This window comes from Arhodomonas sp. AD133, from assembly GCF_051195215.1.
Classification (GTDB): domain Bacteria; phylum Pseudomonadota; class Gammaproteobacteria; order Nitrococcales; family Nitrococcaceae; genus Arhodomonas.
Genome location: NZ_JBNAZM010000002.1, coordinates 1 through 23225, shown reverse-complemented (window position 1 = coordinate 23225; position 23225 = coordinate 1). Strand labels below are relative to the sequence as shown.

22 protein-coding genes and 1 pseudogene are annotated in these 23225 nt (G+C 66.1%); 11 read left to right on the top strand and 12 right to left on the bottom strand.

Annotated features, from left to right (window positions below):
• Nucleotides 1-309 precede the first annotated feature (309 nt).
• Both ACPEES_RS01565 and ACPEES_RS01560 read right to left on the bottom strand, forming a co-directional pair.
• Complete coding sequence (locus ACPEES_RS01565) at nt 310-909, bottom strand: glutathione S-transferase (RefSeq protein WP_435100760.1); 600 nt, start codon at nt 907-909, stop codon at nt 310-312.
• Between the two features lie 52 nt (nt 910-961).
• Nucleotides 962-1873, bottom strand: a complete 912-nt coding sequence (locus ACPEES_RS01560) for a LysR family transcriptional regulator (protein ID WP_435100291.1) — start codon at nt 1871-1873, stop codon at nt 962-964.
• Nucleotides 1874-2007: 134 nt separating this feature from the next.
• Here ACPEES_RS01560 and ACPEES_RS01555 point away from each other — a divergent pair, with 134 nt between their 5' ends.
• Nucleotides 2008-2361, top strand: a complete 354-nt coding sequence (locus tag ACPEES_RS01555) for a rhodanese-like domain-containing protein (protein ID WP_435100288.1) — start codon at nt 2008-2010, stop codon at nt 2359-2361.
• A 476-nt stretch (nt 2362-2837) separates the two neighbouring features.
• Here the strand turns inward: ACPEES_RS01555 and ACPEES_RS01550 are convergent, their stop codons facing one another.
• Entirely contained in the window at nt 2838-3209 is a 372-nt protein-coding gene (locus ACPEES_RS01550; protein WP_435100285.1) for a VOC family protein, read from the bottom strand.
• A gap of 222 nt (nt 3210-3431) precedes the next feature.
• On the opposite strand from ACPEES_RS01550, the gene ACPEES_RS01545 reads away from it, so the two are divergent.
• From ACPEES_RS01545 to alkB, 4 genes are all read left to right on the top strand, one after another.
• Nucleotides 3432-3746 (top strand): SDR family NAD(P)-dependent oxidoreductase, encoded by a 315-nt coding sequence (locus tag ACPEES_RS01545; protein ID WP_435100282.1) that lies wholly within the window; start codon nt 3432-3434, stop codon nt 3744-3746.
• Entirely contained in the window at nt 3733-4197 is a 465-nt protein-coding gene (locus tag ACPEES_RS01540) for an SDR family oxidoreductase (protein WP_435100759.1), read from the top strand. Before ACPEES_RS01545 ends, ACPEES_RS01540 begins: the two co-directional genes overlap by 14 nt.
• A 157-nt stretch (nt 4198-4354) precedes the next feature.
• The gene (locus tag ACPEES_RS01535) at nt 4355-5101 is read left to right on the top strand and encodes a 2OG-Fe(II) oxygenase (RefSeq protein WP_435100279.1); all 747 of its coding nucleotides are present in this window, start codon (nt 4355-4357) and stop codon (nt 5099-5101) included.
• Nucleotides 5088-5765 carry a DNA oxidative demethylase AlkB gene (gene alkB / locus ACPEES_RS01530; protein ID WP_435100276.1) on the top strand — a complete coding sequence of 226 codons (678 nt, stop codon included), beginning with the start codon at nt 5088-5090 and terminating at the stop codon, nt 5763-5765. The genes ACPEES_RS01535 and alkB overlap by 14 nt, the downstream gene beginning before the upstream one ends.
• A 30-nt stretch (nt 5766-5795) precedes the next feature.
• Here the strand turns inward: alkB and ACPEES_RS01525 are convergent, their stop codons facing one another.
• Entirely contained in the window at nt 5796-6299 is a 504-nt protein-coding gene (locus ACPEES_RS01525; protein ID WP_435100273.1) for a DinB family protein, read from the bottom strand.
• Between the two features lie 14 nt (nt 6300-6313).
• Nucleotides 6314-7270 carry an AraC family transcriptional regulator gene (locus ACPEES_RS01520; protein WP_435100271.1) on the bottom strand — a complete coding sequence of 319 codons (957 nt, stop codon included), beginning with the start codon at nt 7268-7270 and terminating at the stop codon, nt 6314-6316.
• A gap of 692 nt (nt 7271-7962) precedes the next feature.
• Between ACPEES_RS01520 and ACPEES_RS01515 the strand changes: the two genes are divergently transcribed.
• From ACPEES_RS01515 to ACPEES_RS01495, 5 genes are all read left to right on the top strand, one after another.
• The gene (locus tag ACPEES_RS01515) at nt 7963-9153 is read left to right on the top strand and encodes an efflux RND transporter periplasmic adaptor subunit (RefSeq protein ID WP_435100269.1); all 1191 of its coding nucleotides are present in this window, start codon (nt 7963-7965) and stop codon (nt 9151-9153) included.
• A 151-nt stretch (nt 9154-9304) separates the two neighbouring features.
• Entirely contained in the window at nt 9305-12499 is a 3195-nt protein-coding gene (locus tag ACPEES_RS01510; RefSeq protein ID WP_435100266.1) for an efflux RND transporter permease subunit, read from the top strand.
• Entirely contained in the window at nt 12492-13916 is a 1425-nt protein-coding gene (locus ACPEES_RS01505; RefSeq protein ID WP_435100263.1) for an efflux transporter outer membrane subunit, read from the top strand. Before ACPEES_RS01510 ends, ACPEES_RS01505 begins: the two co-directional genes overlap by 8 nt.
• A 110-nt stretch (nt 13917-14026) precedes the next feature.
• Nucleotides 14027-14560 carry a hypothetical protein gene (locus ACPEES_RS01500; protein WP_435100260.1) on the top strand — a complete coding sequence of 178 codons (534 nt, stop codon included), beginning with the start codon at nt 14027-14029 and terminating at the stop codon, nt 14558-14560.
• Nucleotides 14561-14564: 4 nt separating this feature from the next.
• Nucleotides 14565-15053, top strand: a complete 489-nt coding sequence (locus tag ACPEES_RS01495; RefSeq protein WP_435100257.1) for a hypothetical protein — start codon at nt 14565-14567, stop codon at nt 15051-15053.
• Nucleotides 15054-15082: 29 nt separating this feature from the next.
• Here ACPEES_RS01495 and ACPEES_RS01490 read toward each other — a convergent pair whose 3' ends face one another.
• The 4 genes from ACPEES_RS01490 to cynS form a co-directional block, all read right to left on the bottom strand.
• Nucleotides 15083-16174 (bottom strand): GlxA family transcriptional regulator, encoded by a 1092-nt coding sequence (locus ACPEES_RS01490; protein WP_435100254.1) that lies wholly within the window; start codon nt 16172-16174, stop codon nt 15083-15085.
• A 379-nt stretch (nt 16175-16553) separates the two neighbouring features.
• Nucleotides 16554-18278 (bottom strand): protein kinase domain-containing protein, encoded by a 1725-nt coding sequence (locus tag ACPEES_RS01485; protein WP_435100251.1) that lies wholly within the window; start codon nt 18276-18278, stop codon nt 16554-16556.
• A gap of 103 nt (nt 18279-18381) precedes the next feature.
• A complete protein-coding gene (locus tag ACPEES_RS01480; RefSeq protein ID WP_435100248.1) occupies nt 18382-19194 on the bottom strand; it encodes a formate/nitrite transporter family protein in 813 nt (270 codons plus the stop codon).
• A 107-nt stretch (nt 19195-19301) separates the two neighbouring features.
• Nucleotides 19302-19751, bottom strand: coding sequence for a cyanase (cynS, locus tag ACPEES_RS01475; RefSeq protein ID WP_435100757.1), 450 nt, complete (start codon nt 19749-19751; stop codon nt 19302-19304).
• A gap of 451 nt (nt 19752-20202) precedes the next feature.
• Here cynS and ACPEES_RS01470 point away from each other — a divergent pair, with 451 nt between their 5' ends.
• Entirely contained in the window at nt 20203-20604 is a 402-nt protein-coding gene (locus tag ACPEES_RS01470) for a GlcG/HbpS family heme-binding protein (protein WP_435100245.1), read from the top strand.
• 351 nt (nt 20605-20955) lie between these two features.
• Here ACPEES_RS01470 and ACPEES_RS01465 read toward each other — a convergent pair whose 3' ends face one another.
• From ACPEES_RS01465 to ACPEES_RS01455, 3 genes and pseudogenes are all read right to left on the bottom strand, one after another.
• Complete coding sequence (locus ACPEES_RS01465) at nt 20956-22290, bottom strand: PKD domain-containing protein (protein WP_435100242.1); 1335 nt, start codon at nt 22288-22290, stop codon at nt 20956-20958.
• A 304-nt stretch (nt 22291-22594) separates the two neighbouring features.
• Nucleotides 22595-23026 carry an ABC transporter ATP-binding protein gene (locus tag ACPEES_RS01460; RefSeq protein WP_435100755.1) on the bottom strand — a complete coding sequence of 144 codons (432 nt, stop codon included), beginning with the start codon at nt 23024-23026 and terminating at the stop codon, nt 22595-22597.
• Between the two features lie 38 nt (nt 23027-23064).
• Nucleotides 23065-23225 (bottom strand): annotated as a pseudogene (locus tag ACPEES_RS01455) (IS481 family transposase); the annotation flags it as partial.

Below are 23225 nucleotides of genomic sequence, written 5' to 3'. Positions count from 1 at the left end.
GCCGATGCAACGCGCCAGAACACCCATAGGGCACCTCCGTGTGGCGCAAAACATGTTCCTTATATGCAGGATAGGGTACTTCTGGAATCCCCCGTCAAACTTGGGCGTTCAATAGTGCGACAAATTTCACAGGACGCCGACGGCCGGACGGCTGGTCGCGCTCCGGCTTGGGCTCCCTACCTATCTACTCTCCTACAGCGGCATTCACACGAAGCCGCCGTTCCTGGGGCGTTGCGTTCCATGCGCCTCTTCGGGATCGTGTCCGGCCAAGTTCCCAACTGATCGGCTCCTGCACTCGGCACCGCCCTGTCAGAGCCCCACCTCGGCGTCGTCGATGGTTTCAGTCTCTTCCGCCGCCTGCGCGAGCCAGCGCTGCATGCCGGGATTCGCCAGGACATGCTCCATGTAGTCCGCGCAGGCATCGGGTACCGGCACGCCGTACGTGTGAAAGCGCGAGACGACGGGGGCATACATGCAGTCGGCGATGGAGAACACCCCGAACAGCCATGGGCCCTGGCTGGCGTATCGGTCCCTGAGCGTCGTCCAGAGATCGATGATGCGGTTCACGTCCCGCTCCAGTCCGGGGGTCATCACCACGCGCCGTCCGGTGGCCCGGCAGTTCATCGGCATCTTCGCCCTCAGTTCGAAGAACCCCGAGTGCATCTCGGCGGCGCTCGCGCGCGCCTGCGCCCGCACCGCCGCATCGGCCGGCCATCCGCCGCCATCGAGATACCGTTCCGACACGTACTCGCAAATGGCCAGCGAGTCCCAGACGACCAGATTCCCGTCATGGAGCACCGGCACCTTGCCGGCGCCGCTGTGTGCGGCGATAAGGCTCTGTGTCTTCTCGGTGTCCAGGGGTATCCGGACCTCCTCGAACGCCACGCCTACTCGGCCAGCAGCAGCCAGGGGCGCAGCGACCAGGACGAATAGGCCTTGTTACCGATGACCAGTTGCACGATTACCTCCCTGCCAAGCCATTAGCGGGGGCGCCCCGGCCTTCCAGTGTGTCACGTTGGCGCCCCAGGGCATCGGCGGCGAAATCCATGAAGGCCTTGACCCGCGCAACGTAGCGCAGATCCGGGTGGGTCAACAGCCACAATGTGCTCTCCAGCTCCGGCAGTGGATCGCGTACCCGCTGCAGCCGCGGCTCCGGATCACCGAGAAAAGTGGGCAGCACGCACAAACCGACACCCGCCTTCGCTGCCTCGAACGCGGCCATCAGGGTGCTGGCCCGGTAGTGCACCCGGACCGCGGGCACTGCAGTTTCGAGCCAGCGCGCGGCAGGCAGGTGCCCGAGGCTCTCGTCCGGGCCGATCCAGTCACAGGCAGCGAGGTCCGCGTTGGCCGGCATCTCGCCGAAATAGCCATCCGCCGCGTAAACCGCTGCAGCGACCCGTGCCACACGGCGCCCCACCAGCGTCTCCGGCGGCTTGACCGTCGGACGTACCGCCACGTCCGCATCATGGCGGGTGAGGTCGAAGAAGCGGTTGGTAACGTTCATCTGCAGGTCGATATCCGGATACGCCCGGCGAAACCCGGCAAGGTCCGTGCTGATCAGCCCCACCAGCGTGTCGGTGGTGGTCACCCGCACCGTCCCGGACGGACGGAGATCGCGCCCGGAGAGCCGTCGTCCGAGCACGGCGACCTCCGCTTCCACCTTCTCGGCGGCGACGCAGACCTCCTCGCCGGCCGCGGTCGGCACATAGCCATCGGGTAGCCGCTCGAAAAAGCGCACGCCGTGCTGACGCTCCATGGCGTTGAGTCGGCGAAAGACGGTGGAGGCGTGCACGCCCAAACGTTCCGCGGCGGCCGCAGCCGTGCCGCTACGCGCGATGGCTAGCACGGTGCGGAGATCGTCCCAGTCGAGCATTGCCACTCCATTGCATTGCATTGACGCAATTCGAACTCGCAGTACTGCTTCTTCCGGATGCAGCAGCGCAAACCCAGAATAGCACTCACCCGCAGACCGCTGCGGCAATCACAGGCTCTGTTGGAGAACCCGCTATGACCGAGAAGATCACCCGTGACGAGCTCAAGACGAAGCTGGACCGTGGTGACGACGTCACCCTGGTCGAGGCCCTGCCCGCACGCTACTACCGCCACCAGCACCTGCCGGGGGCTCTCAACATTCCCCACGACGAGGTCCGGGAGCTGGCGGCGGACATGCTGCCCGAGCGGTCCGCGGAGATCGTGGTCTACTGCGCCAGCGGGCCGTGCCGGAACTCCGCCATCGCCGCCGAAGAGCTCACCCGGCTCGGTTACACCAACGTACGTGACTATCACGAAGGCAAGGCCGACTGGGTGGAAGCCGGCTACCCGACGGAATCCGGCGAATCGACGCAGGCCACCGGCCGGTAACCATGCGCCTCGCCTCCCGTGGGTCGGCTGCCCTTGGCAGCCGACATCCCGGGTTTCGCCCCACCGCGGGGCGATGCGAGCCGGACCAGCATTGCACACGCCGGCCAGCGCCGATGTCCGATCCCATACAGCAGCGGCGAGAGACCGCCTCCACGTCAACGTCGGGCACCGCCTGCGGCGGTCCCCGACCTACTCGCGCGGCCGGGGTGCGCTCGCAGGCGGAGGATCGCGGAACGCCAATGGCTGCGTCGTGACCGCAGACACAGCCGTCCCACGAAGGCCACCGCCCAGGCACCGATGTCCACCGCGTATTACAGCCACGTGTTATCCACTCACCCCGTGGAGAACACTGTGGACAACCGCAAAAAACACCGTCTAATCACCCGAATACAAACACGGTTAATTTTTGATCAGTCCGTGACTGCGGGCATACCTCCGCCACACGACGCCGTTGCCGCGTGGGCCCGATCCGCGGCTCACTGCATCGAGTGCAGCCCGAACATATTGCCTTCCGTGTCGATGGCCAGCGCCATGAATCCATAGTCACCGATCGACGTCTTGGACCGCTGGATCCTGCCACCGCACTCCCTGACCCTCGCCTCTTCCACGGCGCAGTCATCGCAGGCGAAGTAAACGATGGTGCTGTTGCCGCCGGAAGACAGGCCGGGCATTCGCACGAGCGCACCGCCTGCGCCCGCACCCGCCATGTTCGCGGGGAATGCCCACAGCTCGAAGTCCGGATTGTCCAACGGCTCGAGCGTTACCGAGAACACGCTTTCATAGAACGCCCTGGCCCGGGCCATGTCCTGGACATAGATCTCGAACCAGCATACCGGGTTGTTGCTCATGGCTGCTCTCCATCCTGGCGATTGATGTCACGGCGCGTGCACGCCCCGTAACCAGATGTCGAACGGGCACGCCGGAAATCGACTGCGCCCTGCCGATTGCGGCTGCTGCGACGACCGACTGCCCGCAACGGCGAATTGCGGCGCAAGATCCGGATAGCTACGCCCCGCGCCGGGGATGCAAATTGCTCCCGCCCCATCACACAAAGGACGTTGGAGATGCCCATGCTCACGAACAAAGTCGCCATCATCACCGGCGCAAGCTCCGGCATCGGACGTGCCGCCGCCACGCTGTTCGCTGCGCAAGGCGCCGGACTCGTGGTGTCGGGCCGCCGCCAAGCGGCATTGGACGCACTGACCGCGGAGATCACCGCCAGCGGCGGGGAAGCCGTGGCCGTGGCGGGTGACATCCGTGACGAGACCTGCGCCCGGAACCTGGTGGAGACTGCCGTAACCCGCTTCGGCGGGCTCGACATCGCCTTCAACAACGCCGGCACCGCCGGCACCATGGCGCCCGCCCCCGGAGCTGACCCTCGGTGACTGGCACGACACCCTGGAGACGAACCTCACGAGCGGTTTCCTGGGCGCCAGGTACCAGATCCCGGCGATGCTCGAACGCGGCGGCGGCTCCCTGATCTTCACCGCCTCGTTCGTGGGTAACGGCGTCGGCCTGCCCAACATGGCCGCTTACGCGTCCGCCAAAGCGGGGCTGGTGGGTCTCACCCAGGCACTCGCCGCGGAGCTCGGCGGCCAGGGCATTCGCGTGAACGCCCTCCTCCCCGGCGGCACGGACACACCGACCAACATAGCGAACTTCCCGAACGCCGGGCCGGAGGTGCGGGAATTCGTCAATGGCCTACACGCGATGAAACGCATGGCCACCCCTGAGGAGGTCGCTCGCGCGGCCGTCTATCTCGCCTCCGAGGCGTCGAGCTTCGTTACCGGTACTGCACACCGGGTCGACGGTGGCGTGTCCATCGCTCGAACGTGATCCGGCAACCACCGTAACCCACGCCGGGGAGCGGTTCACGTTGCGCCTTCGATCGGTGCCGACGCACGCAATGACGCTACAGGGCACGTTCGGAATGCGATCGTGCCCACCGCTTGATACGCTCGGATGGCGAGCGTGACGCTCGAGGGAATAGTCCATGAACGACCCCGTGGAAACGGCCGTGGCGGCCACCGCAACGGACATCGGCGAGCGCGTCGAGGCGATCGACTGGGACCGCGTGTGCGCGGACCTGGACACCCACGGCCACGCGTTGATCAACGGCCTGCTCACCGTCGACGAGTGCAAGACGCTGGCGGGGCTCTATGGCGAAGAAGGCATTTTCCGCAGCCGCGTGGTCATGGCGTCCCACGGCTTCGGCAGCGGCGAGTACAAGTACTTCGACTACCCGCTGCCCGGGCTCGTGGATCGATTACGTACCCGAATCTATCCACACCTGGTGGCGCTTGCGAACCGCTGGCACGAGACGATGCGCTTCGAGGCACGTTTTCCGGCGGCCCACGCGGAATTCCTCGAGCGATGCCACGCCGCCGGCCAGCGCCGCGCCACCCCGCTGGTGCTGAGCTACGGCGCCGGCGACTACAACTGCCTGCATCAGGACCTCTACGGAGACCACGTGTTTCCCATGCAGATCGCGGCACTGCTCTCGGAGCCGCGGAGTGAATTCACCGGCGGCGAGTTCGTGATGACCGAGCAGCGCCCACGCCGACAATCCCGGGCGGACGTGGTACCGCTGACACGCGGCGATGCGGTGGTCTTCGCCGTGCGCCACCGGCCGGTCCGGGGCAAGCGCGGATTCTACCGCGTCAACCTGCGCCATGGCGTGAGCCGCGTTCGTGCCGGTCATCGCAAGGCCCTGGGGATCATCTTCCATGACGCGGCCTGACCACGACGCCATGACCGGCGACCTGTTCGCGGGGACCTCCGGTGCGCTTCCCCGCTACGAGACGCTCTGTCCCGGCGCGATGCTGCTGCGCGGCTTCGCGCGCCCCGCCGAAGCGGCGCTGCAAGCCGCGATCGACCACGTCGCCCGCGCCGCGCCGTTTCGCCACATGATCACCCCGGGCGGCTACCGCATGTCCGTGGCCATGACCAACTGCGGGACCTACGGCTGGGTCACCGACCGGCACGGCTACCGCTACGACACCATCGACCCGGAACGCGGTAAGCCCTGGCCGCCCATGCCCAAGGTCTTCGAGCGCCTCGCCCACGATGCCGCCGAAGCCGCCGGCTTCCCGGGCTTCACCCCGGACGCCTGCCTTATCAACCGTTACGACCCCGGGGCCCGCCTCTCGCTCCACCAGGACAAGGATGAGCGGGACTACGACCAGCCCATCGTCTCGGTTTCCCTGGGGCTGCCGGCCACGTTTCTCTTCGGCGGCGTCAGACGCAAGGACCGGCCCGCACAGCTACCCCTCACCCACGGCGATGTCGTGGTCTGGGGCGGTCCGTCGCGCCTTCGCTACCATGGCGTGAAACGGCTCGAAACGGGGCATCACCCACTGCTCGGCAGGTGCCGCATCAATCTGACGTTGCGCCGGGCGGTCTGAGCACACCCCGTGTGCGCGCCACCGGCCACCTCACTCTGCCGCGTTGAACTCGGGCAGCCAGATCAGGTCCGTGACGCCCGGGTCGCCACCCTGCTGGGTGAGCAGTGTGGTTACCTGCCCGCGGTGATGGGTCTGGTGGTTGAAGAAGTGGGAGACCGCGAACCACAGCGGATAGCGCCGGGGGCGCGGATTCACCGCGCTGGCGTAGGATAGCTCGCCGTCCAGATCTTGCGGCGTCAGCGTCTCCACCCAGTCGATGATCCGCTCGTCCTCGCGCTCCCGCTCGGCACGCAGCGTCGCGAAATCCGCATACAGTTCCTCGTCCAACGACCGCACGGCATAGGGTTCTCCGGTGAATCGCCCCATCCACAGCCGGTCGGCCAGCAGCAAGTGGTTGAGCGTGCCGTGGACGGACTTGAAGAACGCGCCCACGTCACGCTTGCGCGCGGTATCCGGTAGCGACGCCGCGGCATCGTAGAGACGCTCGTTCATCCAGCGGTTGTAGCTCGCCATGGTACGCGCGTAAGTCAGCATGCAGACCTCCTCGCTCATGCCCGCGCCGGCTCGGCGCCACCGCGCAGCTTGGTGACATCCGCCCGGGGCGGAGCGCCGAACAGGCGACGGTATTCCCGGCTGAACTGGGACGGGCTCTCGTAGCCCACGCGGTAACTCGCGGCAGCCGCCTCGAGGCCCTCGGCCAGCATCAGGCGACGTGCTTCATGCAGACGGAGCTTCTTCTGGAACTGCAGCGGTGACATGCGAGTGACCTGTTTGAAGCTGTGAAACAGGCTGGACTCGCTCATATTGACCTCTCCGGCGAGATCGCTGACGCGCAACGGCTGCGCGTAGCGATCCTTGAGCGTGGCGATCACGCGGGAAACCCGATACACCTGCGAATCCGTGGCCGCGAACTTGCGAATTCGCGGCCCGATTTCCCCGGTCAACGCGCGATAGAGGATCTCACGCCGGGCAAGCGGCGCCAGCACCGGAATATCCGCCGGTGTATCGAGCAGTGACAGCAAGCGCAGCAACGCGACCTGCATGGCATCATCCATGGGGGCGGTACACAGCCCGCACGCCATGTCCGGACAGGCCTCGTCCGGATCGAAAGCCGGCAACCGGTCGCCGGAGGCGAGCACCAGGTCAGTGACCTCCTGCGGATCCACGGTCAACCTCGCCGCGAGAGCGGGCTGTTCCGGCGTCGCGTCCACGATCTGCCCCAACACCGGCAGCGACACGTTGCTCGCCAGATACGTCAACGGCCCCTGGACAATCTCGCGGTCACCGAGCTGGATGCTCTTGGCCCCCTGGATGGCGAATGTCATCGACGGCTCATAAACCGACGACTCGCAATGGGTGGGCGTATCGGAACGATACAGATCCAGCCCTTCAATGGCCGTCGTCCGCCCACCCGACTCCGGCACCCACTCACTGACCAGGCGAACCAGCTGGTCGTGGGGCGAGTTTGCGGCCTCGCGTTCCGGCAAGGCGTTCGTAGCCGTCATTTCTGCCCTTCCTCCAAACGGGTCGCGACAACGTCCGCAGTATAAGTAGCACTGTCTTTACCGGTAGTGCATCCCCGGCGATTGCGCAGGATCGGGCAATCACTTCGCAGAAACGTGCAATTCTCCGGCGTATCCGTGCCGAGCCCGGCCACGCCCCGTGCCGGATGCCGAGACTGTATCGCCGGCGCGCTCGCCCGTGGCCCCGGAGCCCGCTGCGCCCCTTCGGCCGCCCCCTTGGCCTGTTGCGGCAGCGACAACGGCATCCCAACCGGGCATCGCCTACCAGGGTGTCGCTTGCCTGAAAGCCGTGGTAACGGAACCGCCCTAAACCGATAGCAACACCTTACTGCCCTGGCTACAGCAGGCGCACCGAACCCAGCCCGCAGAATCAGGCAAGCGTTGCGCAGTAATGCGCTACCGGCTCCAGTCCCCGCCCGACTAAGGTAATCGCCCATGGGGCCTGATCGTTACCCGCCTGCCACAGGCAAACCGGGGATGGCCCTTATTGACCTCAACCTTAATTGAGCAAATACCTTCGCTGTCGAGTCCTGCCGGACTCATTCGACAAGAGCGTGCTAATCCATGGGTCCTGGCGCACCTCGGCGTGCCCGTCCCCGGCTGTGGAAAGGCTCATGGATTGGCACCCCCGCAGACAGGTGGGCCTTTATTCATCACATCAGGAGCGATAAGCCGTGGAAGGTTCCAGTAGAGAAACCGCCGGTAACAAACGTTTCGTCTGGGGATTGACCGCCTCGCTCATCTCGTTGGCGTTGCTGGCAGGCTGCGATGCCCAGGGCGAGGCCAAACCGGCCAGTCCGCCACCGCCTGAAGTGGACGTGGCACGTGTCGTGGCGGAGCCGGTGACCGTGACCGAGACTTTCACCGGTCGCGTGGACGCATCCGAGACCGTGGAGTTGCGGCCCCGGGTAAGCGGCTACGTCCACAAAGTGGCGTTCGAAGAAGGCGAGATGGTGGAAGCCGGTGACCTGCTGTTCCGGATCGACCCACGCCCTTACCAGGCGAAGGTAAAGGCGGCCCGGGCCGAGCTGGCGCAGGCGCGCAGCGACCTGCAGCTCGCCGACACCGAAGCCAGCCGTGCCAAGCAGTTGCTCGAAAGCCGAGCCATCTCCCGGGAGGAATACGACCGCCGCCAGGCGGCACGGCTTGGCGCACAGGCCAGCGTCAACGCGGCCCGGGCGGCCCTGGAAACAGCGGAGCTCGACCTGCAGTACACTCGGATCACCGCACCGGTGAGCGGTCGTACCGGGCGTGCATTGGTCACCCAGGGCAACCTGGCGAGGGCGGACCAGACCCTGCTGACCACCGTGGTGGCCGTCGATCCGTTGCATGTCTACTTCGACAGCAACGAAGCCAGCGCCATGCGCAGCCAGCCCCTGCTGGGTCCGGAGAAGACGACCCCGGTGCGGATCGGCCTGGCCGGCGAGGAAAGCTTTCCGCACCGGGGTGAGCTGGATTTCGTCGACAACCGGCTCAACGCCAGCACCGGCACACTGCAGTATCGGGCCGTACTGGCCAATCCGGACGGCACCTTCAAGCCCGGGCAATTCGCGCGTGTGGAAATGCCGGTGGCCGAGCTCGACAAGGCACTGCTGGTCAACCGCAAGGCCGTGCTCACCGACCAGGACCGCCGCTACGTCTACGTGGTGGACGACAGCAATCAAGTGGCGCGGCGCCAGGTCACCACCGGCCACAGGGTGGACGACCTTCTGGTGATTCGCGAGGGCCTCGAAAGCGGTGACCGGGTGATCGTCAATGGCACACAGAAGATCTTCAGTGCCGGCATGAAAGTCACCCCCAACCAGATAGCCATGCGCGGGCAACCGGCCGTCGACGATACCGCCATGGCCACGAACCGCCCGTAATCCAGCGATGCGTCCGGCGTCGGCCGCCTGACGCACACCAAGGGAACGCGGATCCACGGCAAACCGGCCCAGGGGCACGTTGCCCGTTCATCCTCGCGTCGAGGACGTTCGCGGCAGCGGCTTCCCCCGGGCCGCGCAGGAGCGTATTGCCATGAATTTCTCCCGATTCTTCGTGGACAGGCCGATTTTCGCCGCGGTGCTGTCCATCATCATCTTCGCCGTCGGATTGATCTCCATCCCCAATCTGCCGGTGAGCGAATACCCGGAAGTCGTGCCGCCGTCAGTGGTGGTGAGCACCGTCTACCCGGGCGCCAACCCCAAGGTCATCGCCGAAACCGTAGCCACGCCCCTGGAAGAGGCCATCAACGGCGTCGAAGACATGATGTACTTCAAGTCCGTGGCCGGATCCGACGGTGTGCTGCGGATGACCGTGACCTTCCGCCCCGGCACGGACGCCGAAGACGCCACCGTGCGGGTGCAGAACCGGGTCAGTCAGGCACTGGCGCGGCTGCCGGAGGCCGTGCGCCGCCAGGGCGTGACCACCCAGAAGCAGTCCCCCACCTTCCTGATGGTGGTGCACTTGACCTCGCCGGACGGCCGCTACGACACCCTCTACCTGCGCAACTACGCCCGGTTGCACGTGAAGGACCGGCTGGCGCGGATTCGCGGGGTGGGCGACGCGCAGATCTTCGGCGGCGGCGACTACGCCATGCGCGCCTGGCTCAACCCGGACAAGGTGGCCGCGCGCGGACTCACCGCCAGCGATGTGGTCAGCGCCATACGCGAGCAGAACGTGCAGGTCTCCGCCGGCCAGCTCGGCGCCGAGCCCATGCCCGGCAGTGACTTTCTGACGCTGATCAACGCCAAGGGCCGCCTGCGCACTACCGAAGAGTTCGGCAACATCGTGCTCAAGAGCGGCGCAAACGGCGAAATCACCCGCCTGGCGGATGTGGCGCGCCTGGAAATGGGCGCCGGCAACTACACCCTGCGCGCCCAGCTCGACGGCAAGAACGCCGTGGCCGTCGGTATCTTCCAGGCCCCCGGTGCCAACGCCCTGGAGATACGCGAGCAGGTCATCGACACCATGGACGAGCTCGCTACCCGCTTCCCCGAAGGGGTGGACTACCGCACCGTGTACGACACCACGGTGTTCGTCAGCGACTCCATCCACTCGGTGATCAAGACGTTGCTGGAAGCGGTTCTCCTGGTGGTGCTCGTGGTCACCCTGTTCCTGCAGACCTGGCGGGCATCCATCATTCCTCTCCTGGCGGTGCCGGTATCCGTGGTGGGCACGTTCGCGGCGCTCTATCTGCTGGGCTACTCCATCAACACGCTGACCCTGTTCGGCCTGGTGCTCGCCATCGGCATCGTGGTGGACGATGCCATCGTGGTGGTGGAAAACGTGGAGCGGAACATCGAGGAAGGGCTAACGCCGCTGGCCGCTGCCCATCAGGCCATGAAGGAGGTCTCCGGCCCCATCGTCGCCATCGGCCTGGTGCTCTGCGCGGTGTTCGTGCCCATGGCGTTCCTCTCCGGCGTGACCGGGCAGTTCTACCGGCAGTTCGCGGTGACCATCGCCATTTCCACGGTGATATCCACGATCAACTCGCTGACCCTGTCACCGGCGCTGGCGGCGAAGCTGCTCAAGGCTCATGATGCGCCCCGGGACCGGCTGACACGCATTATCGACTGGCTGTTCGGCTGGATCTTCCGGCCCTTCAACCGCTTCTTCAACGCCAGCTCGCGAGGTTATCAGGGCACAGTGTCGCGTACCCTGCGCCGGCGTGGAGCCGTGTTCCTGGTCTACGCGCTGCTGCTCGCCGCCACCGGCGTGATGTTCCGGGTGGTGCCACCGGGCTTCATCCCCATTCAGGACAAGATGTACCTGATGGCCGGCGTGAAACTGCCGGAGGGCTCGTCGCTGCAACGTACCGACGAGCTGCTGCAGCAGGTCACCGACATCGCCATGAACACCGAGGGCGTGGCGCATTCCGTGGCCTTCCCCGGCCTCAATGCCCTGCAGCAGACCAACACATCCAACACCGGGGTGGTGTTCTTCCCCCTCGACCCCTTCGAGGAGCGCACAGCCAGCGCCAAGGCCATCAACGCCGAGATCAACCGCAAGATTTCCGGCCTGAAGGGGGGCATGGCCTTTTCGTTCATGCCGCCGCCGATACTCGGCCTGGGCAACGGTTCCGGCTACCAGTTGTTCATCGAGGACCGCGGTAACCGTGGCTACGGTAAGCTGCAGGAAGCGGTGCATGCCTTCCAGGGCGCGGTGGCCCAGACACCGGGGCTGAGCTTCCCCATCACCAGCTATCAGGCCAACGTGCCTCAGTTGGACGCGGAGGTCGACCGGCTCAAGGCGAAAGCCCAGGGCGTGCCGCTCACGGAGTTGTTCAACACCCTGCAGACGTACCTCGGCTCCACCTACGTGAACGACTTCAACCGCTTCGGCCGTACCTGGCAGGTCATCGCCCAGGCGGACGCGCCCTACCGCGACAGCGTCGAAGACATCGCCCGGCTGCGTACCCGCAACGAGCACGGCGAAATGGTGCCCATCGGCTCCATGGTGGATATCCAGCAAAGCTTCGGGCCCGATCCGGTGCTGCGCTACAACGGCTACCCGGCGGCGGACCTGGCCGGGGAATACAACCCGACGGTGCTGTCATCCGCCCAGGCGATGGACGCATTGCGAGCCATCGGTGACCAGGCATTGCCCCACGGCATGACCTTCGAATGGACCGACCTGAGCTACCAGCAGGCCACCCAGAGCAATGCCGCGCTGATCGTCTTCCCGCTGTCGGTCCTGCTGGTATTCCTGGTGCTGGCGGCCTTGTACGAGAGCTGGACGCTGCCGCTGGCGGTGATCCTGATCGTGCCCATGTGCATGCTCTCGGCGCTCATCGGCGTCTGGTACGGCGGTGGCGACAACAACATTTTCGTGCAGGTGGGTCTGGTGGTACTGATCGCTCTGGCCTGCAAGAACGCCATCCTGATCGTGGAGTTCGCCCGGGAGCTGGAGCTGCAGGGCCGGGGCACCGTGGAGGCAGCACTGGAGGCCTGCCGCCTGCGGCTGCGCCCGATCATCATGACCTCGATCACCTTCACCGCAGCGGTGGTGCCGCTGATGCTGGGCACCGGTGCCGGTGCCGAAGTTCGCCAGGCGCTCGGTATAGCGGTTTTCGCCGGCATGCTCGGCGTGACTCTGTTCGGACTGTTCCTCACGCCGGTGTTCTACGTGGCCCTGCGCAAGCTCGCCGGCGGCCGCCGGCCCGCCAGCCACCATGCCTCCACGATGGAAGGCGAAGCCCACCACCCACAGCCGGGAGAGAACCATGCATAAGCGGATGGTCGCGATCGGCGCACTGGCCATTCTGACCGGCTGTGCCGTGGGGCCGGACTACGAAAAACCGGCCACCCCGGCACCAACGGGCTTCAATGCCGCGCACCGCAACGGCGACTTCGACCAGGCCGAGCAGCGTTTCTGGCAGGGGTTCGACGACCCCCTCCTCGCCCGGCTGATCGACCGGACCCTGGACGCCAACCAGACCCTGAAGGGGGCAATGGCCCGCTACGAGCGGGCTGCCGCCCTGCTCGACAGTGCCGAGCAGGACCGCTGGCCCAGCGTCACCGCCAGCGCCACCGCCGCCGAGACGCATCCGGCGGCGGTGGAACGCACGCCCGCGGGCACCGGCCCGGAACGCGTGGAGACCTACCGGACCGGAGTCGCCGCCACGTGGGAGCTGGACTTCTTCGGCCGCCTGCGACGGGCGACCCAGGCGCAACGGGCGGAGCTGGCCGCCGCCGGCGCGGACGTGGGCGCGCTGCAAGTCGCCCTGACCGGGCAGGTGGCCAGCAGCTACTTCCGGCTCCGGGGCCTGCAGGCACAGTACAGGGTGACCGAACAGAACGTCGCCTTGCAGGCGACCTCCCTGGAAATCGTGGATGCGCGCGTCCACGCCGGCCGCGGAACGGCGTTCGACCGGGTGCGCGCCCGGGCGCAACTGGAACGCACCCGTGCGGAGCTACCCACCCTGCAAGCGGGCATCCGCGCGGCCATGCACCGCATAGCCGTTCTCACCGGCCAGCCCCCGGCGGCACTGATCGAGACCCTGGCGCCGAGGAAACCACTGCCGGCCAGCCTGCCCACCATTCCGGTGGACAGCCCCGGTGAACTCCTGCGCCGCCGCCCGGATATCGCCGCCGCCGAACGGCGGCTGGCGGCGGCAACGGCCCGCATCGGCGTGGCGACGGCGGACCTGTTCCCGCGCTTCACACTGGGCGGGTTGCTGGGCTCGGTCGCCGCGAACACCGGCGACCTGTTCTCCGGTCCGGCGGAATCGCGGCGCATCGCCCTGGGAGTCGACTGGACATTCCTCGATCGCGCCAGGGTGCGCGCCCGCATCGATGCCGCCGATGCGACCGGGCGGGAAGCGCTGGCCGAATACCGGCAGACGGTGCTCACCGCCCTGGAAGAGACCGAAACACGCCTGGAGCGCTACCATCGATCGCGCCAACGGGTCCGACGATTGCGGCAGGCGGAACAGGACGCCCGGCAAGCCGTCGAGCTGGCCCGCACACGCTACGAGCGCGGCCTGATCGCCTACTTCGAAGTGCTCGACGCGGAACAGGCGCTCACCACCACCCGCGATGCTGCCGTGCGTAGCCGCATGGCGGCGACACTGGCCATGGTGGACGTTTACCGTGCCCTGGCGGGCGCGCCTCGCGAACCGGTCGATGCCGTAGCGGCCGCCGAGTAGCCGGAGGATGACGCCGGCCCCGATCCGCCTCGCGGCCGGCAACCTGTTAGAGTCGATGCACGAAAGCGCCACGGAGCCATCGCCCGTCAGCGGGGCGGGCGAGTAACACCATGTCCGGACCCGACAGTCGCGTTCCCGCCACCGACGGCACAACACTGTTCTTCGCGGCGGTGGCCGTCGTTGCAGGCGTCACCCTGTGGTGGCAACACGGCGGCGACGCGGTGACCGCGGCGCTGGGGCACGCCGGCGGACTGCTGGCCGCCATACTGCCCCTGGTGGTGCTGGCCGTGCTCATGGCCGCCTATGTGCAGCGGCTGTTGCCCCTGCGCCTGGCGGAGCGCTGGCTCGGCGACGGCAGCGGCATGCGCGGCCTGATCCTCGCCACCGCCGCCGGGGCGCTGACGCCGGGCGGGCCGTTTTCCGCGTTCCCGCTCGTGGTCGGCCTCCGCGGAGCCGGCGCATCGATGCCCGTATGCATCACCTACCTGACCGCCTGGTCCGTGCTCGGCATCCAGCGGGTACTGGTCTGGGAAATCCCCTTCCTGGGCGCCCACTTCGCGTTCCTGCGGCTGCTGGTCTCGATTCCGCTGCCATTGATCGCGGGCATGGCGGCCACGCTGGCAATGCGGCGCATGCGCGGATGAGTGCATGCTGATCGCCTACTTGACTGTCGTCGCGCTGCTCATGGTGACGGTGCTCGCCGGCCACCGCCACCCCGAGGTGGAGCACCGCCAGGTCTGGACACTCGGCTGGCGCCAGCTCCGGCCGCTGCTCGTGCGCCTGCCGGTGGCCCTGGTGGCGGCCAGCTTCCTGGCCGAGCTCCTGCCGCAGGAATGGTTCGCGACCGTGCTGGGCTCCACTTCCGGGATGACAGGCATCCTCGCGGCATCCGTGCTCGGCGGCGTGCTCCCCGGGGGGCCGTCCGTCTCCTTCCCGCTGGTGCTGGTGCTCTTCCGCGCCGGCGCCGGCACCCCGCAGATGGTCGCGTTGATCACGGCGTGGTCGGTACTCGCCCTGCATCGCGTGCTCGCATTCGAGCTGCCCATGATGGGCTGGCCCTTCGTCTGGCGGCGATGGCTGGTGAGCCTGCTGCTCGCGCCCCTCGCGGGAACGATTGCCATGCTGGTTCCGTGGTGAACGGGATTGCCTCCCGCAGCCGGCGGCCGTCAGCTGAGCGCCGGCATCCGGAACTTCCGCCGATACGCGCCGGGTGTGACGTGGGTGATTCGCTTGAACAGGCGACGAAACGCAGCGGCGTCCTCATAGCCCACCTCCCAACCGATCTCGTCGATGGCGGTGTCCGTGCGCTCCAGCCTTCGCCGCGCTTCTTCCACCCGCAACCGCTGCACGTAATCGATGGGCGCATAACCGGTCGCACGCTTGAACCGTCGTTCGAATGTGCGACGGGAGAGCGCGGCACGCCGCGCCATCTCTTCGACGGGCCTCGCGACCGTGTAATTCGTGCGCAGCCACTCCTGTAGCCCCCTCACGACGGCATCGTTGTGATCCGGGCTCCCCGTGAACGGGACATACGGCGCCTGCCCCTCCGCATGCCAGTCCAGCAACATGAATTTGGCCATCGCCTGGGCCGCGGTGGGGCTCACCAGGCGCGTGATCAGATACAGCACGAGGTCCTGCCAGGACGCGGTCGCCCCCGACATGACGAGCTCGTCGCGCTCACCGGCGACCACCAGCACCTCGTCGACACATAGCGTCACCGACGGGAAGTTACGCCGGAAGGCAGGTGCGAACGCCCAGTGAATGGTCGCGCGCCGTCCGTCGAGAAGTCCGGTCTCCGCGAGCACCAGCACGCCGGAGCAGGCAGAGCACAGCATGGCCCCGCGTTCGTGCATCCGGACCATCCACTCCACGAACTCGCGGTGCTGCCCGGTGCGCCAGTCCCAGTCTTCCTGACCGGCCATGGACGGCACGATGACGATGTCGGTGCGCTCGATCTCGGAGATCGCCCGTTGAACGCTGAAGGTCATACCGCTCGGCGAGGTCGTTTGCGCCTTGTCGCAGGCCACGATCTCGACATCGAAGGGCGGCGTTTCGGGAACCCCCTCGTAGAGGTTCCGTAACATGGGAAACGCCGAGAGCACCTCGAAAAGCCCGGTGACGGGCAGTGACAGCGAGCCCGGAATACCCGCCACGCTCACGTGGACCGGTTGCCGTTGCGCGGTCATCGCCACCTCCGTGACGGATTCGGACCGATACCGACGAGTCTTGCTCTTACCCGCCGACTCCTCAAGCGCCATGCTTGTGCTGTCCTCGGCAGACAAGGCGTCGCCCGGGCTGCGATGCAGTCAGCCACTTCCGACCGCGAGCGCGGCGGGTCGATACCCGCCGGACAGCCAGCGACAGCGAGGCATACGAGATGGTCGAAGATCTCACCCGATGGCGCGCGGCTCGGGCAATGGTCGCTCGTCACGGTCCCCGGGCACCGCAACGAGCGCGACAACGAGCCGAGGCGGCCGGATTCGACGGGGACGCCGACGGCGCTCGACTCTGGCGGGCGGTGGCACAGACCGCCGAACGCCTGCTCCGTCGCCTCGGAGCACCTTGAGCACGGCAATCTCCCGCCTGATGTGCGGTGGCTTGCCTGCGCCATACCGCAGCTTCGGCATGGGGAGGGAGCTACACGAGAAACAGCAACACCACCACCGCGATCGCCAGCACCAGCGAGACGCCTTGCCAGAAGCGCTCCGGGCTGCGCTCGATGAGCGGTGGGCGCGTCTCGTCGAGGAACGCCTTCCGGGGATGGCGCAGGTCGTAGACGAACTCCGAGACTTCCTCGTAACGCCTGTTCCTATCGGGGTGGACGGCATTGCGCAGCGCGCCGTCGACCCAGGCCGGGCAGTCGCGGTTGTGCCTGTGGGCGAGATCGTACTTGAGCCGGTTCTGTGCAGCCCGTGTTCGCGTTTTCGCCACCTGCGCCCCGTAGGGCAGCCGGCCGGTGAGCATCTGGTAGGCGATCACCCCCAGCGAGAAGATATCCGACTGCGGTGTGCCCCGCTCCCCGAGGAAGTATTCCGGCGCGGTGTACTGGGCCGTGCCCAGCAGATGCCGCTCCTCCAGGGCTGACGCCCGCTCCTCGATGCCGGCGACGCGGGCCGAGCCCAGATCGATGATCTTCACCGTCCCGGCGGCATCGATCAGCACGTTGTGGGATCTCACGTCCTGATGCACGATCTCCTGGCGGTGCAAGGCGCGCAGCCCCTTCGCGATCTGCTCGACGATGCCGCGAACGCGCTCGATGTCCGGCCGGGGGTTATCGGCCATCCACTGCGTCAGCGTCTTTCCGTCGACGAACTCCGTGACCGTGTACAGATGGCTGCGGCGGCGGTTCGGCGAGAAGGGCTTCACCACGTGCGGGCTCCTCACGCGCCGGGCGATCCACTCCTCGGTCAGGAACCGGTCCAGCAGGACGGGATCGTTCGCCAGATCGCTGGCGGGCGACTTGAGGGCCACCTCCATGCCCGTCTCCTGGTTCCGCGCCAGATAGACGTAGCTGCGGCTGCTCACGTGCAGCTCCCGCAGGATCTCGTAGCCGTCGAGCACCGTCCCCGGCTCCAGGGCCGGCGGGAACGGCAACTCGGTGAGCCGCTCGTGCAGCTCGTCCACGTCGTGCTCGGGCAGGCGCTCGACGCGGACGATCTGCACGGTCAGGTTGTCAGGGCTGCCCTGCTCGTAGGCCTCCGCGACGATGGCCCGCGCGGACTCGTCCATATCGCTTTGCGGATTGCGGACGGCCCCGGCCATGAACCGGGCGCTCACGTGCTCGTAGACGCCGTCGGTGGCGAGCACGAAGACGTCGCCCTCCTCCACCGGCAGCGGCAGGTAGTCGATCTCCACCTGGTCGTCCACGCCCAGGGCGTTGCGCAGATAGCTCTCCTCGCGGGAGACCCACAACCGATGGTCCTCGGTGAGCTGCTCCAGCGCGCCGCCCTGCAGGCGGTACACCCGCGCGTCGCCCACGTGGAAAACGTGCGCCGTGGTCGACTTGATGACCAGGGCGCTCAGCGTGCAGACGTAGCCCCGATCCTTGTCGTAGCGGTACTGACTGCGCCGGGTCTGGGCGTACAGCCACGAGTTGGTCGCCATGAGCACGCGCTGCGCGGACTGCTTCACCGACCAGGCGTCCGACGTGCAGAAGTAGTCCTCCAGGAAGCTCCGCACGGCGGTCTCGCTCGCGACGTGGCTCACGTCGCTGCTGCTGATGCCGTCCGCCAGCGCGATGGCCACACCTTTCGAGCCGAGCTGGGGCGGCTTCGGCACGTACGCGCCGTGGAAATCCTGATTGCGCGCCTTACGGCCCTTCTCGGAGCTCTGCCCGACGGATACCACCAGCTGCCCCGGCATGCCCTGCTCCCGAGCGGAATTCACGGCGGATCGATCGCGGCCGTCCCTACACGACCGGGCCCCGCCCTCCCACCGAGGCCGGGGCCCGGTTCTCACGCGCGGATCACGCGAGCTGACGCTTGGGCGCAGTGCGCACGTGCGTCGAGTACAGCGTGAGCCCGGTCAGCGAGAGGCCGCCGACGATGTTGCCCAACACGGTGGGGATCTCGTTCCAGAAGATGTAATCGCCGATGGAGAACGCGCCGCCGAGCATCAGCCCCAGCGGGAACAGGAACATGTTCACCACGGAGTGCTCGAAGCCGAGGAAGAAGAAGACCATGATCGGCATCCACATGGCGATGACCTTGCCCGGTACCGTGGTGGAAATCAGCGCGCCGACCACCCCGAGCGAGACCATCCAGTTACACAGCGCCCCCCGGATGAACAGCGTCAGCCAGCCGCCAGCGCCGTGCTCGGCATAGCCGACGGTGCGGCTCTCGCCGATGGTGGCCACCACCTGGCCGACCTTGCTCACCGGCGCGTCGAAGCCGTACGTGAAGTTGATCGCCATGATGACGGCCACCGTCATGGCGCCGAGGAAATTGCCGACGAACACCTTGCCCCAGTTCTCGAACACGCGCCCCAGGGTGACCCCCGGCCGGCGGTCCAGCCACGCCAGCGGCGTCAGCACGAACACGCCGGTGAGCAGGTCGAAGCCCAGCAGGTACAGCATGCAAAAGCCGACCGGGAACAGCGCCGCCCCGATGATGGGGTGGCCGGTCTGCACGTTGATGGTGACCGCGAACACCACCGCGAGCGCCAGGATAGCGCCGGCCATGTAGGCCCGGATCACCGCGTCGCGGGTGGACATGAAGATCTTGGATTCCCCGGCGTCCACCATCTTGGTGACGAATTCGGTGGGTTGTAAGTACGACATAATGCTCTTCCTTATTGGTGTACACGCTTGCCCTCGCTCCGCCGGTCAGGGGCACCTTCGCCCGCCTGCCAAGCGCCGCCGGCGGCGCGGCACTGTGAACGTCCGCGCTACCAGCGCTTGTAGGGCAGGAACTTGCCGGTCATCGTGATCTGGACACGGTCGCCCTTGGGGTCCTCGACCCGATCCACGTCCAGCGTGAAGTCGATGGCGCTCATGATCCCGTCGCCGAACTTCTCGTGGACGATCTGCTTGACCGACTCGCCGTAGACCATGCCGATCTCCTTGAAGCGGTAGACCAGCGGATCCGTCATCAACGCCTCGCCCTGCTGGGCCTTGGTGGGGCATTCGGTGAGCGCCCGGATCACGTCCTTGCCGAGCCCGAGCACCTCCCCGAGCGCCCGGGCCTGGTCGTCGGTCATGCTGTGCTCGCCCAGGCAGGTGGCGCACACGAATACCGGCGAGCAGCCCACCTGCTCGGCGATCGCCTCCCAGGTCATCCGCCTGGTCGCCTTGGCTTCGAGAACGGCCTCCCGCATCTGGCTCTTGGTCATGGTCAACCCCCTGTGACAGTGCTGCGTGGCTGGCGCGTGCCTGTCGTCGTCGGGCCGAATGGAGCGCTCCCCGCTTCGGCCGATCAGGATTCCGTGCCCGGCACTCCCGGCGGTCACTGCCGAACGCCATCGCTTGCATGGATTTCCACCGCCCGCCGCCCCCTCGGGGCGGCCAAAGCGGATCGGAGAAGCGCAACACGAGCTAAGCGAATACCGTGCCAACGAACAAATCACGCAAAATCAATCGGTTACACAACCATCGGAGAGCCACCCCTGATGCACCGCACCAAGCCAGTGCGAACACCAACAGCGTTGGTGCGCCCTCGAATCCATAACGGAATCGTCATCCACGCAGTGGCAACCGATCCCTAGCCGCAGGCGAAATGAGGCAATAAGCTGGGCCCATAAGCCGACAGCCATCGGCAAGAGTCACGACAACTACTGAGGAGATGGAGACATGCAGACGAAACCCTTCCTGACGCTGACGGACGTCAACGCCATCCTCGACGCCGCCCAGCGCGAGGCCGAGACCAACGGCTGGGCCGTAACCATCGCCGTGGCCGACGACGGCGGCCACCTCCTAGGCCTCCGCCGCCTCGACGGCGCCGCGCCCATGACCCCCTCCATCGCCAGCGAAAAGGCCCGCGCCGCCGCCCTGGGCCGCAAGAACACCCAGGTGTTCGAGGAGATGATCAACGGCGGCCGCAACGCCTTCCTCTCCGCCCCCATGGACGGACTGATGTCCGGCGGCGTGCCCGTAATGGCCAACGGCCAGGTCGCCGGCACGGTGGGCGTGTCAGGCGTGAAACCGGATCAGGATGTGCAGGTTGCTGAGGCGGGGGTTGCTGCGATTGGTTAGGGTGAGGTTGTGATGTGCACCGCTAGCCCCACGGTCGCGACAACTCGTGGGGCTAACACGCTAGAACCGCTCGCGAAGGCACTCTTCCCGTATCGGCTGAATGAACATAGATGCAATGCCATTCGCCGATGATGTAGGCGCCAACCTTTTCCTAATCAGTGGGTTGACGAACCCAAGTTACATGACCGCTAACGTCGCAGGAGCTTCTGCACGCAAATCCGCACATTGCTCAGGTAGCACGACGTTTCACGTCGCTCTACAGAGAGACCGGCATTCTGGGCAAGCGCCCGGGGCCGATGCGTGAAACGGATATTGTCGTCTACACGCGGGCGGCTCCGGGCGCTTCCAGAGTTATTGCAGTGAAATTGAATACTCCGTCTGCGAGCCAACGCCATGTGCTGAGTATCCGCACTCGTCCTCGTCGCAGAACTTGACGCGCACTTTCAGCAGATACTCGCCGGTAGCAGTCGCTTTCCAGACGATCTCGGGCGCAGTCGCGGACCACGCACCATTGCGCTCGTCAAATAGCACCGGCTTCCCCTCCGGATCATAGAGGAAGAGCTGCAGGCGCTCATCGACCGCTGCGCCGTCCTCGGTCGTCGTGATCTGGCTCACCTCTCCCTTCACCGCTTGAAAGCGATACCAATCGGAGTTGTCGAAGCACAACGTGTGCTGCTGCGTGCTCCCGACAAGAAGCTCGTTCGCATCGGCGCGGACGTCGTTGTCCTCATAGAGGTCGCTCTGGCAAACCTCCGAGCCTATTACGGAGCGCTTGAGCAGCGCGCTAACGTTGTCACCTTCGTCGGTTTCCAAGATGTGCGGGTAGGGCTCCGGGAAGGAGTACTCCTCTGTGTCCGTAACCGGTCGAACCTTGTCCCACTCGTAGAAGCCGAGGTGGTCGACGATGGCGCCGATGAAGTAATGACCAGCCGGAATATTGGTCTTCAGGTGGAGGCGGTGATTGTACGTGTACGTCTCCTGCGGCCCGAGTTCCAAGGCGTGCTCGTCGGGGTCAAGCTCATCGGCGTTAATATGCATCGTCGTATCGCCGATGAGCATATCGTCAACGGTTATCTCGCCATCCTTGGAGAGGTAGTAGCCGACATGGATCCGGCAGGACGAGCCCCGTTGCTCGCTGCATGTAAGCCGGTCGGTGCCGACGTTCCTAATTGTCGCCGAAATCGTGTTGTCCTGTCCCGGGATGAGCATCGATGACGCAGCGAAGTTGGAGACAACCAGATTCGCTCTCGAATGTACCACGATGGTTTTCGAAACCTGATACGTATTCCCGTTATAGTCGGGGAGTGTGGCGGTAACGGTATATTTCCCATGCTCATCGTACGTGTGGGAAACGCTCGTTCGGAAATTGAGGGACGATGTTCGTTCGCCGTCTCCAAAATCCCAGCTACCTCCCGAGTATCCAGTGTCATCGGGCAGGTCAGTAAGCTTCAAGTCGACGGCCAGGGGCGCAAATCCCTCCACCTGACTTGCCGTGATGCTCCCGGTATACCCATCGTTGTCTTCATCACTGCCCGATCCGCAGGCGCTTAACAGGGCAAGCACTAGCGAGAGCATCACCAGTGTGAACGCTGAACGTCGCGGTCCGGTTACCCTAGCGTCTATGCCATCCGAGCCACTTGTCGCCCCCATCCGAGCGTATGCGGCAGAAGTATTGCTGGTCATCATGCGGCCTCGCTTTCTCTAGTGGCGCCCTAGCACCATATGCGACGGGAGCGAGCACGGGCTTGGAGCATCTTGCATAGACCTAAGACGCTCTTGCGCACCTCCGGTCTGCCCGTCCAAACCACCGGCACGGTGGAGGTATCAGGCGTGAAGGCAAATTAGGGGGTACAGGTGGCTGAGGCGGGGATTGCTGCCGTTGGCAAGAGCGAGCTTGTCATATTCACCCAGCCCCACAGTCGGAGCGACCCCGTGGGGATGGCTTGTATTACGGCCCACGCGACGCCACAGCGACTTCTGGGGATACGCGTCATATACAGTGACGACAGACCGGAACCGACCCAATGCGACCTGACATGCATAGAGGGTGGCCCTGCTCGGTGCGGGTCACGGTGCCGCGGACCCGGAAGATGCGCGCCAGCAGGGTTTCGTCGATCACTTGCTCCGGCGCGCCCAGACCCTGCAGACGGCCTGTGGCCAGGACCGCCACCTGGTCTGCGAACTGGGCCGCCTGGTTGAGGTCGTGCAGGGCCATGACCACCGTCAGGCCCCGGGTTTTGTTGAGGCGTCTGAGCAGTTCCAGCACCTTCAACTGGTAGCCCCAGTCCGGAAAGGTGGTCGGCTCGTCCAGCAGCAGGATATCGGTCTGCTGGGTCAGGGCCATGGCGATCCAGGCCCGTTGCGGCTGGCCGACGGCCAGGGCGCCGGCACGGTGGGTGTGCCAGGCGTAAAGCCGGACCAGGATGTGCAGGTCGCCAAGGCAGAAGTTGCCGCGATTGGCTAGCTGTCAGGTCCCGGACGATTCCGTGGCTTTTTGTGAAATAGATCGGGCCTGTCAGCGTACCAGTGTTTCATCGCCTGCACGGGCGCGATATGGCCGAGCGCTTTCTGGGGCAAATGGTGATTGTAGAGCCAGACGTAGCGCGTGAGCGTGGCCTGGA